The sequence below is a fragment of the Micromonospora aurantiaca ATCC 27029 genome (genome assembly GCF_000145235.1).
GTDB classification, from domain to species: Bacteria; Actinomycetota; Actinomycetes; order Mycobacteriales; family Micromonosporaceae; genus Micromonospora; species Micromonospora aurantiaca.
Genome location: NC_014391.1, coordinates 4,178,130 through 4,191,778, shown reverse-complemented (window position 1 = coordinate 4,191,778; position 13,649 = coordinate 4,178,130). Strand labels below are relative to the sequence as shown.

At 71.8% G+C, this 13,649-nt stretch carries 15 protein-coding genes; all 15 read right to left on the bottom strand.

Annotated features, from left to right (window positions below; genetic code table 11):
- Nucleotides 1-3 precede the first annotated feature (3 nt).
- On the bottom strand, nt 4-750 hold the full coding sequence (locus MICAU_RS18620) for an SDR family NAD(P)-dependent oxidoreductase (protein WP_013286893.1): 747 nt from the start codon (nt 748-750) through the stop codon (nt 4-6).
- Between the two features lie 100 nt (nt 751-850).
- Nucleotides 851-1,711, bottom strand: a complete 861-nt coding sequence (locus tag MICAU_RS18615; protein ID WP_013286892.1) for an ABC transporter permease — start codon at nt 1,709-1,711, stop codon at nt 851-853.
- 12 nt (nt 1,712-1,723) lie between these two features.
- Nucleotides 1,724-2,554, bottom strand: coding sequence for an ABC transporter ATP-binding protein (locus MICAU_RS18610; protein ID WP_013286891.1), 831 nt, complete (start codon nt 2,552-2,554; stop codon nt 1,724-1,726).
- A 25-nt stretch (nt 2,555-2,579) separates the two neighbouring features.
- Nucleotides 2,580-3,692, bottom strand: a complete 1,113-nt coding sequence (locus MICAU_RS18605; RefSeq protein ID WP_013286890.1) for an ABC transporter substrate-binding protein — start codon at nt 3,690-3,692, stop codon at nt 2,580-2,582.
- A 99-nt stretch (nt 3,693-3,791) separates the two neighbouring features.
- Nucleotides 3,792-4,178 (bottom strand): nuclear transport factor 2 family protein, encoded by a 387-nt coding sequence (locus MICAU_RS18600; RefSeq protein ID WP_013286889.1) that lies wholly within the window; start codon nt 4,176-4,178, stop codon nt 3,792-3,794.
- The gene (locus MICAU_RS18595; protein WP_013286888.1) at nt 4,178-4,489 is read right to left on the bottom strand and encodes a hypothetical protein; all 312 of its coding nucleotides are present in this window, start codon (nt 4,487-4,489) and stop codon (nt 4,178-4,180) included. The genes MICAU_RS18600 and MICAU_RS18595 overlap by 1 nt, the downstream gene beginning before the upstream one ends.
- Nucleotides 4,489-5,565 carry a class I SAM-dependent methyltransferase gene (locus tag MICAU_RS18590; protein ID WP_013286887.1) on the bottom strand — a complete coding sequence of 359 codons (1,077 nt, stop codon included), beginning with the start codon at nt 5,563-5,565 and terminating at the stop codon, nt 4,489-4,491. The genes MICAU_RS18595 and MICAU_RS18590 overlap by 1 nt, the downstream gene beginning before the upstream one ends.
- 64 nt (nt 5,566-5,629) lie before the next feature.
- Nucleotides 5,630-7,657 (bottom strand): oxidoreductase, encoded by a 2,028-nt coding sequence (locus MICAU_RS18585; protein WP_013286886.1) that lies wholly within the window; start codon nt 7,655-7,657, stop codon nt 5,630-5,632.
- 488 nt (nt 7,658-8,145) lie between these two features.
- On the bottom strand, nt 8,146-8,730 hold the full coding sequence (locus MICAU_RS18580) for a TetR/AcrR family transcriptional regulator (RefSeq protein WP_013286885.1): 585 nt from the start codon (nt 8,728-8,730) through the stop codon (nt 8,146-8,148).
- 62 nt (nt 8,731-8,792) lie between these two features.
- Nucleotides 8,793-9,518, bottom strand: coding sequence for an ABC transporter ATP-binding protein (locus MICAU_RS18575; protein ID WP_013286884.1), 726 nt, complete (start codon nt 9,516-9,518; stop codon nt 8,793-8,795).
- Nucleotides 9,515-10,645: an ABC transporter permease gene (locus MICAU_RS18570; protein ID WP_013286883.1), complete on the bottom strand. Its 1,131-nt coding sequence runs from the start codon at nt 10,643-10,645 to the stop codon at nt 9,515-9,517. The genes MICAU_RS18575 and MICAU_RS18570 overlap by 4 nt, the downstream gene beginning before the upstream one ends.
- A gap of 144 nt (nt 10,646-10,789) precedes the next feature.
- Nucleotides 10,790-11,215, bottom strand: coding sequence for a DUF6069 family protein (locus tag MICAU_RS18565; protein ID WP_013286882.1), 426 nt, complete (start codon nt 11,213-11,215; stop codon nt 10,790-10,792).
- Entirely contained in the window at nt 11,208-11,675 is a 468-nt protein-coding gene (locus tag MICAU_RS18560) for an SRPBCC family protein (RefSeq protein WP_013286881.1), read from the bottom strand. The genes MICAU_RS18565 and MICAU_RS18560 overlap by 8 nt, the downstream gene beginning before the upstream one ends.
- The gene (locus tag MICAU_RS18555; RefSeq protein ID WP_174361719.1) at nt 11,629-12,009 is read right to left on the bottom strand and encodes an ArsR/SmtB family transcription factor; all 381 of its coding nucleotides are present in this window, start codon (nt 12,007-12,009) and stop codon (nt 11,629-11,631) included. The genes MICAU_RS18560 and MICAU_RS18555 overlap by 47 nt, the downstream gene beginning before the upstream one ends.
- Nucleotides 12,010-12,153: 144 nt before the next feature.
- Entirely contained in the window at nt 12,154-13,500 is a 1,347-nt protein-coding gene (locus tag MICAU_RS18550) for an extracellular catalytic domain type 1 short-chain-length polyhydroxyalkanoate depolymerase (RefSeq protein WP_013286879.1), read from the bottom strand.
- Nucleotides 13,501-13,649 lie beyond the last annotated feature (149 nt).

Genomic DNA, 13,649 nt, shown 5'->3' with positions numbered 1-13,649 from the left:
AAGTCAGTGGATGGTGACGCCGCCGTCGACGAAGATCGTCTGCCCGGTGGTCATGGCGGCGGCGTCACTGAGCAGGTAGGCGACCGCGTTGGCGACGTCCTGCGGCTGCGCCATCCGGCCCAGCGGGATCGACGCCATCTTGTCGGCCAGGTACGCCTCGTCGCCGCGGACGTCGGAGGTCATGTCGGTGGGCACGATGGTGGGTCCGACGGCGTTGACCCGGATCCGGTCCGGCGCCCACTCCAGCGCCAGCACGCGTGCCATGTGCATCACGCCGGCCTTGCTGACGCAGTACCCGAGCGTGTTCAGCACCGCGACGTGCCCGTTCGTGGAGCCGATGTTCACCACCGCGCCGCCGCTGCGCCGCAGCGCCGGGTACGCGGCCTGGCTCATCCGGAACGTGCCGGTCAGGTTGACGTCCAGGACGGTGGTGAAGTCCTCCTCGGACATCGTGGCCGCCGGTCCGCGCCGGACGATCCCGGCGTTGTTGACGAGCAGGTCCAGGCGGCCGTGGGCGTCCAGGACCTCGGCCACCAGCTGCGTGCAGGAGGCGGCCGACCGGACGTCCACCCGGTGCCGGGTGTGCGCGCCGCCGGTCAGCTCGGCCTCCGCCCAGTCGTCGAGCAGGTCGGCCTGCGCCACCGTCGCGCCGCGCTGTGCCAGCGTCGTGGCGATCCGGGCGCCGATGCCGCGGGCCGCCCCGGTCACCACTGCCACCCGTCCGTCGAACCGGTTCGGGTCGGTGTTCATGTCTCGTGTCCTGCCTTTCCGGTCCGGCCACCGGCCGGGCGGGCGTGAACCACGCCCGGCCGGTGCTCCGCACGCGTGACGACGGTCCCGTCAGCTGTCGTCACGCGCCGATCACCTTCGTGTCCTCGGCCCAGAAGGCCAGCCGCTTCTGCAGCAGCCGGATCACGAAGTGCGCCACCAGACCCATCACCGACAGCACCACCAGGACGGCGAACATGCCGGCGATGTCGAAGTTGTAGTTGGTCTGCAGCAGCAGGTAGCCCAGGCCCTCCTTGGCGCCGATGAACTCGCCCACGACCGCGCCGAGGATGGCGAAGACGATGCCGATGTCCAGGCCGGCGAAGATGAACGGCAGCGCGCTGGGCAGCCGGACCATCCGGAAGATCTGGGTCTTGCTCGCGCCGAACACCGTCAGCATCTGGATCTTGTCGGCGTCGGCCGCCCGCAGGCCCTCGATGACGTTGACGAGCATCGGGAAGAACGAGATCACCGCGGCCATGACCACCTTGCTGGTCAGGCCGAAACCGAACCAGACCACGAACAGCGGGGCCAGGGCGACCTTCGGGACGGTCTGGAAGGCCACGATGTACGGCATCAGGGTGGCTTCGACGATCTTGATCTGGGAGATGAACGTGCCGAGGACCAGCGCGGCCCCGACACCGATCACGAACCCGAGCAGCGCCTCCTGGGTGGTCACCCAGAAGTGACCCCAGAACTGGTCGTCGCCGAGCTGCTGCCACAGCGACTCGACCACGCTCGACGGCAGCGGCAGGACGTACTCGTCAACGCCGATGAGCTGGACGCCGTACTCCCAGGCCAGGACGACCACGACGAAGACCGTCGGGACCAGCCAGAGCTGGGGCTTCTCGCGGAGGTCGAACTTGCGCCGGGCGGGCTTGGCGGGCCGGGCGGACGGCGCCGGTGGCTGGGCCGGCTCGCGGACCAGGTTGCTTGTTGCCATGGCTGTCCCTCGTCAGTCGATAACGCCGGCGGCGTTGAAGTGTCGGCGGATCCGCTCCACGTAGACCCCGGCCCGGTCGGACGACATGACGCCGAGGTCACGCGGCCGCTCCAGGTCGATGTCCATGACCTCCGCGATCCGGCCCGGCCGGGGGCTGAGCACGACCACCCGGTCGGAGAGGAAGACCGCCTCCGGGATGGAGTGCGTGACCAGCACGATCGTCTGGTTGCTCTCCTGCCAGATGCGCAGCAGCTCCACGTTCATGTACTCGCGGGTCATCGCGTCGAGCGCGCCGAACGGCTCGTCCATCAGCAGTACCGCCGGGTCGTGCACCAGCGCCCGGCAGATGCCGGCCCGCTGCTGCATGCCGCCGCTGAGCTCGTGCGGATACTTCTGCTCGAAGCCGTTGAGACCGACCATCTCGAGCAACTGCTGGGCGCGTTCCCGGTGCCGGCGGGGATCCAGTCGCTGGATCTCCGCCGGCACCATCACGTTGTCGAAGATGGTGCGCCACGGCAGCAGCGTCGGTGCCTGGAACACCATCCCGACCTCGGGAAGGGGCTTCGTCACGTCCCGCCCGGCGATCCGTACCGCGCCGCCGGTCTTCGGGCTGAGCCCGGCGAGGATCTTCAGCAAAGTGGTCTTGCCGCACCCGGACGGTCCCACGACCGAGATGAACTCGCCGCGACGTACCGTCAGGTTGATGTCGCTCAACGCCTGGGTCGGTGCCGACTTCCGGGGCCGGTACTCCTTGTCCAGCCCGTCGATCTCGATCCAGGAGTCTTCCGACACCGATGCCGGAGCCTGCGTCTGCGCCCGGCGGGCCGTCGCCTTGATGGCCATCGAAATCCCTTCCGCTGTCCGCTGCCTAGGCGGTGTAGTTCGCGGCCTTGCTCAGCACCGCGGCCTTGTCGAAGTTGTTGGCGCCGGAGAGCAGGCTCGGATCCCACAGCTTCTTGAGGTCGACCTCGCCGGTGATCTGCCCGGCCTCCTTGGTGTACGCCTGGGTCTTCGCCCACTCCTCGTCGCTGATCGCGCCCCAGTCGCCGAACTGCTCCGGGTCGCCGCTGGCCGGGGTGGCCGTCTTCAGCCAGGCGGTCAGGCTCTCGGTGTCCGCCTTCAGGCGCTCGTCGGCGGACTTGCCGGCGAGGATCTGCGGGAAGACCTTGTAGCCGATCTTCATGGCGGCCTCGGGGTTCTTCGCCGAGAAGAGCATCGCCTTGTACGCCGCGCGCAGGAACCGCTCGTACGAGTCCTTCTTGGCGTCGAAGTCACGGGCGCCGACGCTGAAGGTCAGCGACCGGATGCCGGAGAACACGTCCGGGTTGGTCAGGTACTTCAGCTCGGTGCCGGCGTTCTCGATGACCGCGTACGCCTGGGTGTAGAGCGCCAGCATGTCGACCTTGCCGTCGTTGAGCGCGGCGGCGGCCTGCGCGCCCACGCCCACCGGCAGAAGCTCGACGTCCTTGGTCGGGTCCAGGCCGGCGGCCTTGACGTAGGCGCGGGCGTACGGGGCCGAGCCGGAGGCCAGGCTGATCACGCCGATCTTCTTGCCGCGCAGGTCAGCGCCACCGGTGAGCGGGGAGTCCGGCTTCACAGCCATCACCCACGGCCAGTTCTGCACCAGGCCGCCGATCGCCTTGATCGGCACGTTCTTCTCCGCCGCGCCGAGCGCCGAGCCGGCGTCGGCGGGGGTGATGTCGCCGCTGCCGGACGCGACCGCCTGGAGGGCGGCGACCGAGCCGTCGGCGTTGATCGTCTCGACGGTCAGCTTCTCCTCGGCGAAGTAGCCGAGTTCCTTGGCGACCGCGTAGACGGCCACCTCCTCCTTCGGGCCGATCACGGCCGAGGCGATGGCCATGGTCAGCTTCGCCTCCTTGCCCTCGCCGCCGGCGCCGTCGTCGTCGGAGCCGCCGCCGCACGCGGACAGGACCAGCGCGGCGGCCAGCGCCGCCGGGAGCAGAGCCCACTTTCGTTTCATATGCACACACCTCGTCATGAGTCGGGGGAGACCACCTCCGCCGCCGGAGCGGCGGAGGTGGGGGAATCAGGCGTCGCGCTGCTGCGCGACCGTTGTCCGTCAGGCGTCGCGCTGCTGCGCGACCAGTGCCAGATCGTTGTAGACGTGCTGCTCGACGATCAGTCCGCCGTCGAGCACGAAGACGTCCGCGTAACGGATGTCCTCGAACGGAGTGCCGTCGAGCCATTCCCCGTACAGCCGCCCGAGCGAGGTCACGGTGACCCGCCCGTCGGCCTCACCCACCAGGTAGCGGTCCCGGTGCTTGCGCACCCACCGGTAGGTTCCGGTCGACGCGGCCGCCATCTCCCGCAGCGACGAGTACTCCCGGCCGCCCGGGAAGACCAACCGCGCCCGCTCCGCGAGAAAGCGCCCCGCTTCGTCGAGTTCGCGGTCCTCGCACAGCTGCAGGTAGCTGTCGATCAGGCCGGGCGCGTCCGGTGTGCTCATCAGCCGGTCTTCTCGCTCAGCGCCGCCTCCCACTGGTCCCGCAGCGGGTGCTCCGCGGGGCCGTGCTCGGTGAGGATGCGCATGAGGCGGGCCAGCAGCTCGTCCCGCTCGCGGTCGAGGACCTTCTGCTCCTCCTCGGTGGAGACGAACCCGTCGACGGCGCCCGCGGTGAGCGCGCCGGAGCGGGTCAGCAGCGCCTCGACGACGCGTACCCGCTGGCGGGTCACGTGCAGCTCGGTGGAGAGCTGCAGCACCAGGTCGAGCAGCTTGCCGACCTTGGGGTCCCCGAAGTAGTCGAACTCGGTGCTCATCACGCCTCCGGCTTGGTCGCGGCCAGTACGGCCCAGGGGAAGTGCCACTCGGGACGGTCGCCCCAGCCCTGCGGCTGGACGCCGTTGCGGCGCTCGTCGAACGGGGTCCACGACACGTCGGTCAGACCGGCCTCGGTGCAGACCTCGATCAGGTCGGAGCCGAACAGGTCGTGGAAGAACGGCTCGTTGTTGCGCTCGGCGTGCTCGTAGACGGTGGCGTCGCGCAGCGGGTCGCCGGTGAGCATGAACTCCAGGAAGCGCAGCGAGCCGCCCGGCTTGAGCAGGCGCGCGGCCTCCACGATCGTCTCCCGGATCGCGGTGGCGGGCATCTCGTGCAGCACCATCGTGCCGGTGACCACGTCGCAGCTGTCCGCCTCGATGCCGGTGGCCCGGCCGTCGGCCTGCCGGTAGTCGATCGCGACTCCGGTCGCCTCGGCCTCGGCGTGGGCCAGGCGCAGACCGGGCGCGGCCAGGTCCACGCCGATCACCTGCGCGGTCGGGTACTTGGCGGGCAGTGGGCGGGTGCTCTTGCCGAAACCGCACCCGATGTCGACGATCCGGGTCGCCGCGGGCAGCTCGGGCAGCGCGGTCTGGGCGAACAGCGTGTGGAACTTGTAGCCGTCGTTGTCGCGCAGCATGACGATGCGCGCGCCGAACTCGTACACGTAGGCCGACATGTCGTCGGAGAAGAAGCTGCCGGGCTGGATGTGGATGTCGTAGTCGGTGTACCAGTCGGGCAGTTCCAGGTCGGGGTTCAGCTCCAGCGAGCCCTTCGGCTGCTCGGGCAGCGAGGTGAGCTGGCCGGTCAGCTCCTCGCGGCGGCTGAGCACCGCGTCGCCGGCGACCTTCCACAGCATCTTCTGCTGCACCCGCTCCAGGTGGCTGAACCACGGGTAGAGCGGGAGACCGCGCAGCACCTGACCGGCGTCGGCGACGGTGGTGGCCGACGCCCCGGTGGCGCCGTACTCCTCGCGCAGCGCCGGGTAGACGGTGTCCGCCCAGCGCTTGCGCAGGCCGAGGACGAAGTCCACGGCGGAACGCTCATCCAGGGTGAGGCGCTCCTCGACATCGAACATGCCTTGTCTCCTCTACAGGTGGGGGAGGTCCGGCCCGCGGTGCACCGCGACCGGGGTGGACGGGTCAGTGGGCGTACCGCACGCGTTCGGCGGCCGCGGTGTCGAAGGCGCCGAGGAACGCGCCGGCCATGCGTCCCTCGTAGACGGCCTCGAAGGCGCTGCGGGGAGCGTTCGCGTCGCCGACGACGTGGACGCGGGGGCCGTCGGGCAGCGCGTCGAGCTGCCGGTACAACTCGTCCGCGGCCTGCGCCGAGCCGCCGTCGACGACTGTGGTGACGCCTTCGACGATCGTCTCGCCGCCGGCGAGCGGGCCGCCGAGCGCCACCGCGCCGGCGCCCGCCGCACGGGCGGTCCGCATCGGGTGGACCGCGATCCCCAGGTCCGCGAAGCGCTTGAGCAGCGCCAGCCGGGAGTACGTGGTGATCTTGGCGCTCACCGTGGCGGTGGGGGAGACGAGGTGGACGCGGGCGCCCCGCCGGGCGAACGCCTCCGCCACCGACGCCGCCGACCAGGTGCCCTCGTCGTCGAGCACGACGACGGCGCCGTCCGGCCGGTAGCCGGGGTCGGCCAGGTGGTCGACGGCCTGCCAGATGTCGACCACCGGCGGGCCGCCGGGCAGGTCGCGGCGGGCGGGCCGGGAGCCGGTGGCGAGGACGACGTCCTGGTAGCCGCCGGACAGCACGTCCTCGACGCCGGCGCGGTGGCCGAGCCGGACCGGGATGCCGGCGGCAGCCACGTCGCGGGCCAGGTCGCGGGTGAGCAGCCCGAGCCGCTCCCGGCCGGGTACGCGCGCGGCCACCTCGACCTGCCCGCCGAGCCGGTCGCGTGCCTCGACAACTGTCACCCGGTGCCCGGCCCGGTGCGCGGAGAGCGCCGCCTCCAGGCCGGCCGGACCGCCGCCGACGACCAGGACGTCCCGCGCGCCGGACGGTCCGGGCAGCTCCGGCCAGGCGTCGGCCCACTCCCGCTCGGCGCCGACCTCCGGGTTCACCACGCAGGAGATGGGCAGGCTGGTCTCCAGCCGGCCGATGCAGCCCTGGTTGCAGGCCAGGCAGGCGCGTACCTCGTGCTGGCGGCCCTGCTCGGCCTTGCGGACCAGGTGCGGGTCGGCGATGTGCGGGCGGGCCAGGCCGACCAGGTCGGCCTCGCCGGCGGCGACGAGTTCGGCCGCCTCCGGCAGGCTGTCCAGCCGGCACACCGCGAGCACCGGCAGGTCCGGGAACTCCTGCTTGAACAGCGCCGCGTGGTGCCGGAACGGGGCGTGACCGAAGCTCATGTCCGCCATCTGCGTCGCGAGCGACCAGCTGCCGTGGTAGGCGGAGTGGCTCACGTGCACGTAGGCGAGGGGGAACTCGGCGCGCAGCTTCCCGACGATCTCCAGCACCGCGGCCGGGTCGAGGCCGCCGGGCAGGAACTCGTCGGCGCTGACGCGCAGCCCGACGGGCAGTTCGGGTGCGGCGGCGAGAACCGCGGTCAGCACCTCGCGGGTCAGGCGCATCCGGTTGTCGAGGCTGCCGCCGTACGCGTCGTCGCGGGTGTTCGTGTGCGGCGAGAGGAACTGCTGGAGCAGGTGGCCGTGGCCGGCGTGCACCTCCAGGCCGTCGAAGCCGGCCTCGCGCATCCGTCGCGCGGCGGCGGCGAACGCCTCGACGACGACCGCGATGTCCCGGCGTCCCATCGCGTGCGGCACGTGCGAGCCGGCCGCCCACGGCACCGGCGACGAGGACCAGGCGGCGGTACGCGTCGCGTCGCCGTTGGCCTGCCGTCCGGCGTGCATGATCTGGGCGAACATGCGGGCCCCGTGCTCGTGCACGGCCTCGGTCACCGCCGCGTACGCCGGGATCGACGAGTCGTCGAAGCTGCCGAGGCTGATGCTGCGGCCCGCGCTCGTGGGGTGCACACGGATCGCCTCGGTGATGATCAGGCCGGCGCCGCCGCGCGCCCGCTCCGCGTGGTACGCGACGTGGCGGCGGGTGGGCACATTGTTCAGTCCGAAGTTGGTGGTGTGGCCGGGGACGAAGACCCGGTTCCGCAGTGTGAGACGCCCGAGCCGGGTGGGGGAGAGAAGAGCGAGAAGCTTGTCGTCAGGCATGCCTCGGACTTCCTGTTTCGGGCCGCACTCGGCGAGGCCGAGAGCGTTCGGATGAACCGTACGCCGTTCGATTGAGTGGAACGGTAGGGCCGGGTTTACATGCCGTCAACGGGCTACTGATCAGTAACTTAGTTCCCCGTACCGCCTCTGAGCTGCTGTTCCACTAGGCGGAACGCTGACCGATGACGACCGTCGATGCGGCGGTCGATCGTTCGGTTCCCCCTGCTCGGACGACAGTGCCGGCCGCCCATCGCCGGTCGGAGGCCCGTGCCGATCGTTTGGACGGCCGCTCCGGCCCGCGTCGGCGGACGCCCGCCGGCAGCGCCGGCGCGTCCCCGAGTGCCGGGTCCGGACATGCGTCGGCCCGGGTCGTCGCCCGTGCGCGCACGCGTGGTGCGGCTGCCGGCGACGACCCGGGCCGACGTTGTTCAGCAGGTGTGGTGGTGCCCGGACGCCGTCGCGCCGAGCCGGATCTCAGGGGCGGGTGGTCAGCCGGCGTCCGGGCGCAGGTACGGCGTGAGCAGCTCGCGGGCGAGGCCCCTGGCCGCCGGAAGGCCGAGACCGTTCTCGATCATGCGGCTCAGGGCGTAGACGACCGACTGGACGAGCTCCGCCATCCGGTCCGGGTCGCTCGCCCCGTGTTCGGTGAGCGCGGCGCGCAACGGCGCCTCGAGGCTGTCGTGCAGCAGCCGGCTGGAGGTCGCCAGCACCTCGCTGTTGCCCGCCGACGCCAGTGCCCGGGCCAGCGCGTGGTCGCCCCGGGCAACCAGTTGCAGGTTGGCCTCGACGTACGCCAGGATCCTCGCCCCCGGCGTGCGGGCCTCGGCCATCTGCTTCTCGACGAAGGCCGACCACCGGGGGAACGTGTCGGCGACCAGCACGTCGAACATGTCGGTGCGGGACTTGAAGTACGAGTACGCGCTGGAGCGGGCCAGCCCGGCGTGCCGGGCCACGTCGGCCAGGCTCGGGATCTGCTCCGGGTGCTCGGAGAGCAGGGCGCGGGCGGCGTCGAGCAACGCCGCCCGCTGCGCGGCCCGATGTTCCGCGACGGTAGAGGCTTGGATCTTCGGCACAGCGACCTCCCCGTGTCTCCCGCCGCCCGTGTCCGGTCCGCGTCGCTCCCTGCTCGTCGCGGTCAGCTGCTCGTGGCGAGCTTGCCGTCGATCATCTCGTAGATGGTGTCACAGTATTGCAGCACGTCGTGATCGTGAGTGACCATCACGACGGCCACCGAGCGCTCCCGCGCCTCCTGGGCGAGCAGCTGGACGATGTCGTGGCTGCGGGCCCGGTCCAGCGCCGCCGTCGGCTCGTCCACCAGCAGCACCGACGGCTCGGTCATCAGCGCCCGGGCGATGCCGACGCGCTGGCGCTCGCCGCCGGAGAGCTGGTGCGGCCGGCGGTCGGCCTTACCGGCCAGGCCGACGTGCGCGAGCATCTCCAGCGGGTCGCGTCCGGACCGTTCCCGTCGCCCGCCCAGCCGCAGCGGCAGGCGCAGCTGGTCGGCGGCGGTCAGCGCGGGCAGCAGGTTGCCCGACTGGAACACGAACCCCACGTGCCGGCGGCGCAGCTCGGTGCGCGCCCGGCGGCTGGACACGGTCATGTCGTGCCCGGCCACCGTGACGGTGCCCTGATCGGGGCGGGCCAGCCCGCCGGCCACGGCGAGCAGGCTGGACTTGCCCGCGCCGGACGGTCCGACGATCGCGGCCAGCTCACCGGGCGCGACGGTCAGGTCGACGTCGTCCAGCGCGTGCACGGTCTCCGCGCCGTCGCCGTGCCGCAGGTGGACGCCGCGCATGACCAGGCCGAGGCCGGCTCCAGCGGTGCCCGGCGTCGAGAGGGACGGTGTGGTCCGGCTGCTCATCGGTTGCCTCCCAGGGCGGTCGCCGGGTCGATGGAGGTGAGGCGGACGACGGCGGCTGCCGCGCCGACCAGGCCGAGCACGAGCAGGCCGGCCGCGGCGGCGGCGATGCTCTGCGGGTGCAGCGCGAACGGAACGTTGCCGCCGGAGATCAGCGCGCCGAGGCCGAGGCCGATCCCCATGCCGACGGCGATGGCGAGGGCCAGCAGGATCAGTGCCTGGGTGAGCGCGTCGCGCAGCACCCAGCCGGTCGAGGCGCCCAGCGCCCGCAGCACGGCGACCTCCTGCTTGCGCTGGATCGCCCAGACCGCGAAGAACGCGCCGGCCACGAGCGCCGAGATGGCGTAGAGGAAGCCCTGGATCAACTGGAGCGTGGTCGTCTCGGCGGTGTAGCCGGGCGAGGCGCCGTACGACTCGTCGAGCGTCAGGCTCTCCGTGCCCGCGGCCTTGTCGCCCGCGGCCAGGTCCACCGAGCCGCCGCCGGCCGCGCGGACCGCGACGGCGGTGATCTCCTGGGTCGCCTGCGCCGGCACCTGCGCGCCGGCCGGGGTGCCGGACTTGACCGCCTGCCACGTCGCCAGCGGCACGTACGCCACGTCGACGTGGCCGAACGTGTCCTGCTGCTCGGTGACGCCGACGACGCGCAGCCGCGTGCCCAGCCGGTCCACAGTCACGGTGTCGCCGACGCGCAGGCCCGCGTCGATGGCGGTGGGGCTCACCACGATCCCGTCCGCCGGGCCGAGCCGGTCGCCCTCGCTGACGGCGGGTGACAGGAACGAGCCGGTCTCGACGCCGAACAGCGCGAGGTCGACCTCGGTGCCACCGTCGGTCCGCCCGTTGACGAGCGTGTTGCCGAACGGGGTCGCCTCGGCCACGCCCGGCTGGTCGCGCCAGGTGTCCACCGCCGAGGCGTCCACCACGCTGCGCGAGAACGCCGAGTCGTGCTGCACGCCGTGGGCGAAGGCGAACGAGGTGACCGGCAGGTTCTGCAGGCCGGAGACACCGTCACGGACCAGCCCGACGGACAGGCCGGACAGCATCACCATCAGCACCGAGATCAGCGCGATCACGGCCCCCATCAGGGCGAATCGCAGCCGCGCGAACCCCAGCTCACGAATGGCCAGGAACATCAGCCGCCACCTCTCAAACTTGTCGACACCATGTCGTCATGTTAACAACACGGTGTCGGCAAAAAGGGCCGGCGGCGGCTGTCTACCCGACCACACTCCGTGACGGCGCGGGCCGGTCCCGCGGGCGGCGCCCCGTGCCCGGCGTCAGGCGGCGACCGGGCCCGCGGTGGCGCGGCGCGCGCGCCGGCCGAGGGCGGTCACCGCGACGACGATGATCGGGGCGAGCGTGAGGTGGCACACCGCGAGCGTGATCTTGCTGGTGGTGTCCAGGTCCGCGGGCAGCGTCATGGTGGCGATCGTGAGCACCGCGAGCGCCGGGCCGATGATCAGCGCCGCCCGGACCACCCAGGCGAACCGGGACGCCAGCAGGGCGACGGCGGTGAGCCCGAGCGCCAGCGGCAGCGCGCTGAAGCCCGCGACGGTCACCGCGTCGACCTCGACCCGCCGGCCGTCGGCGGTGAACAGGAAGCTGCCGCCGGCCGCCCGGCCGATCGCGTACACGATCAGGTTGACGACCACCGCGACGGCGGTGGCGAGCGCGACGACGGCGGTGCGGGACAGGTCAGCCACGGGAGGTCTCCTCTGCGTGCTCTCGGATCAGGTACGCCTCGATGCGGGCGAACGCCCCGGTCCAGACCTCGCCGACGAAGAAGTCGCGCAGCTGCGGGGTCGGGAAGCCGCTCTGCACCACGGTCATCAGCGTGCCGCCGTCCTTCGCCTCGAAGGTGACCTCGATGCGCGTGGTCATGGTCGTGCCGTCCGGGCCGGTACCAGTCGACTCGGTGACCAGCCGGTGCGGGCGGTCGATCTCCAGGAACGTCTGCGTCTCGCGGAACAGCATGTCGGGGGAGGGGCCCCAGACGGCGGTCTGCTTCCCGCCGACCCGCAGGTCGACGTCGATCTCCACGATGCCGGGCTGCTCGTCGAGGATGCCGAACCAGATCTTCTGTTTGCCGGCGTCAGTGTAGGCGTCGAACGCCTCGTCAGGGGTGCCCGGAAGGTGTCGTGTCACTCGCATGTGGAGCGTCATGGTCGCGGTCCTCCGTGGTGAGTGTGAGGTAGGCGTCGAGGCCGTCGAGGCGACGGGCCCAGAGACGTCGGTAGAAGGCGATCCAGGCCATGGCCGAGTCCAGCGGCGCCTCGCTGAGCCGGCACTGCCGGGACCGGCCGACCTTGCGCGTCACCACGAGGCCCGCGTCCTCCAGCGCCCGGACGTGCTTGCGCATGCCGGTGAGGCTCATCCCGGTGGGCTCGGTGAGCTCGCTGATGGTGGCCGGGCCCGCGCCGAGCCGGATCAGGATGTCGCGTCGGGTGGGGTCGGCCAGGCTGGCGAAAACCCGGTCGAGCGTCTCTTGCTGAACCACGAGGTTCACCGTACGACACTGAACCATTCGGTTCAACGTTATGCCGAGGTGGGCGTGGCGTACGCGTGAAACGGCCCCGCGACCTCTCGGGTCGCGGGGCCGTCCCCGGCGCCGTGGGAAGAACGCCGGAGTGTGCGGTGCCGGTCAGGCGAGTGTGCAGGGTGCGCCGTTGAGGCTGAACGAGCCGGGCCGGGCGGTGTTGCCGGTGTGCGTGGCCTGGAAGCCGATGGTGGTCGAGCCGCGAGCCGGGATGACCGCGTTGTACGCGAGGTTGCGCGCGGTCACCTGACCCGAGGCGGGGGAGTAGGAGGCGTTCCAGCCCGAGGTGATGGTCTGGCCGCCGGGCAGCGTGAACGTCAGCGACCAGCCGTTCACCGCGGCCGAACCGGTGTTGCTGATGGTGATGTTCTCGGTCAGCCCGTTGTTCCAGGCGTTCAGCTCGATGCTCACCGAGCAGGCGCCGGTGCCGGGCGGGGGCGTGGTCGGGCCGGGCGGAGGTGTGGTCGGGCCGGGCGGAGGCGTGGTCGGGCCCGGCGGGGGCGTGGTCGGGCCCGGCGTGGTGGTCAGGCCGAAGAACGCCACCGCGGCCGCGGCCATGCCGGCCGAGGGCAGGCTGTGCCCGGCGCCCTGGATGCTGTACGCCTCGACCTGCACGGTGCCGGTGCCGTCGGCGTAGCGCCGCCGGTTCCAGCCGGACTGCGGCGTGTCGGTGGACGTGGGCGTCTGGCTGAGGCCGAACACGTTCGTCCACTGCTCGATCGTCTCCTGGAGCAGCGAGTACGGCACCAGCGTGTCGTTGGTGCCGTGCCACAACTGCACCCGGGGACGGGGACCGGTGTAGCCGGGGTATGCCTGGCGGACCGCGTCACCCCACTGCTGCGGGGTGCGGTTCATGTTCCCGCCGGTGCACTGGCTGGATCCGGGCGGATAGTCGGCGGCGCCGGCGAAGCAGTTGAACGGCACGCCCATGAACGCCGCGCCGGCCTTGAAGACGTCCGGGTAGAGCGCCAGCATGTGGTTGGTCATCATGCCGCCGGACGAGCTGCCGGTGGCGTAGACCCGGTCCGGGTCTGCGCCGTACTGCTGCTGGACGTAGCGGACCATCGAGATGAGCGACACCGGGTCGCTGCCGCCGCCGCGCCGCTTGGCCGCGTCGGACCAGGTGTCGAAGCAGTTGCCGAAGCCGGCCTGCTGGGTCGCGCTGGGGTAGATGACGATGAAGCCGTACCGGTCGGCCAGGCCGGCGAACTCGCTGCCGGAGTAGAAGCCGGGGCCGGAACCGCCGCAGCCGTGCATGGCCACCACAGTGGCCGGACGGGCCGGGCGGGCGTCCGGGACGTAGACGTGCATGCGCATCCGGCCGGGGTTGTCGCCGAAGCTGGTCACCTCGGTCAGCGACGCCGCGTACGCGGGTTGGACGGCGGGGATCACCAGGCCGGCCGTCGCCAGCGACGCGGCCAGGGCCACCACCATCTTGGCTCTGATTCTCACGGAGACTCCTTCGATCGCCCTGTGCGGGCGGGGTCGGGCGGATGCGCCCCGCGCCGGCGACCCGGGCCGCCGCGGTGTCGCGCCTCACCCACTGACGTGGCTCGCCCGGCCCGGCTCCGTCGTGTGGCACATAGTGTTCCGGCCGGACG

Coding starts and splice junctions, on each gene's coding strand:
- MICAU_RS18620 (WP_013286893.1), bottom strand. CDS start 750: ATGAACACCGACCCGAACCGGTTCGACGGACGGGTGGCAGTGGTGACC.
- MICAU_RS18615 (WP_013286892.1), bottom strand. CDS start 1,711: ATGGCAACAAGCAACCTGGTCCGCGAGCCGGCCCAGCCACCGGCGCCG.
- MICAU_RS18610 (WP_013286891.1), bottom strand. CDS start 2,554: ATGGCCATCAAGGCGACGGCCCGCCGGGCGCAGACGCAGGCTCCGGCA.
- MICAU_RS18605 (WP_013286890.1), bottom strand. CDS start 3,692: ATGAAACGAAAGTGGGCTCTGCTCCCGGCGGCGCTGGCCGCCGCGCTG.
- MICAU_RS18600 (WP_013286889.1), bottom strand. CDS start 4,178: ATGAGCACACCGGACGCGCCCGGCCTGATCGACAGCTACCTGCAGCTG.
- MICAU_RS18595 (WP_013286888.1), bottom strand. CDS start 4,489: ATGAGCACCGAGTTCGACTACTTCGGGGACCCCAAGGTCGGCAAGCTG.
- MICAU_RS18590 (WP_013286887.1), bottom strand. CDS start 5,565: ATGTTCGATGTCGAGGAGCGCCTCACCCTGGATGAGCGTTCCGCCGTG.
- MICAU_RS18585 (WP_013286886.1), bottom strand. CDS start 7,657: ATGCCTGACGACAAGCTTCTCGCTCTTCTCTCCCCCACCCGGCTCGGG.
- MICAU_RS18575 (WP_013286884.1), bottom strand. CDS start 9,518: ATGAGCAGCCGGACCACACCGTCCCTCTCGACGCCGGGCACCGCTGGA.
- MICAU_RS18570 (WP_013286883.1), bottom strand. CDS start 10,645: ATGTTCCTGGCCATTCGTGAGCTGGGGTTCGCGCGGCTGCGATTCGCC.
- MICAU_RS18560 (WP_013286881.1), bottom strand. CDS start 11,675: ATGACGCTCCACATGCGAGTGACACGACACCTTCCGGGCACCCCTGAC.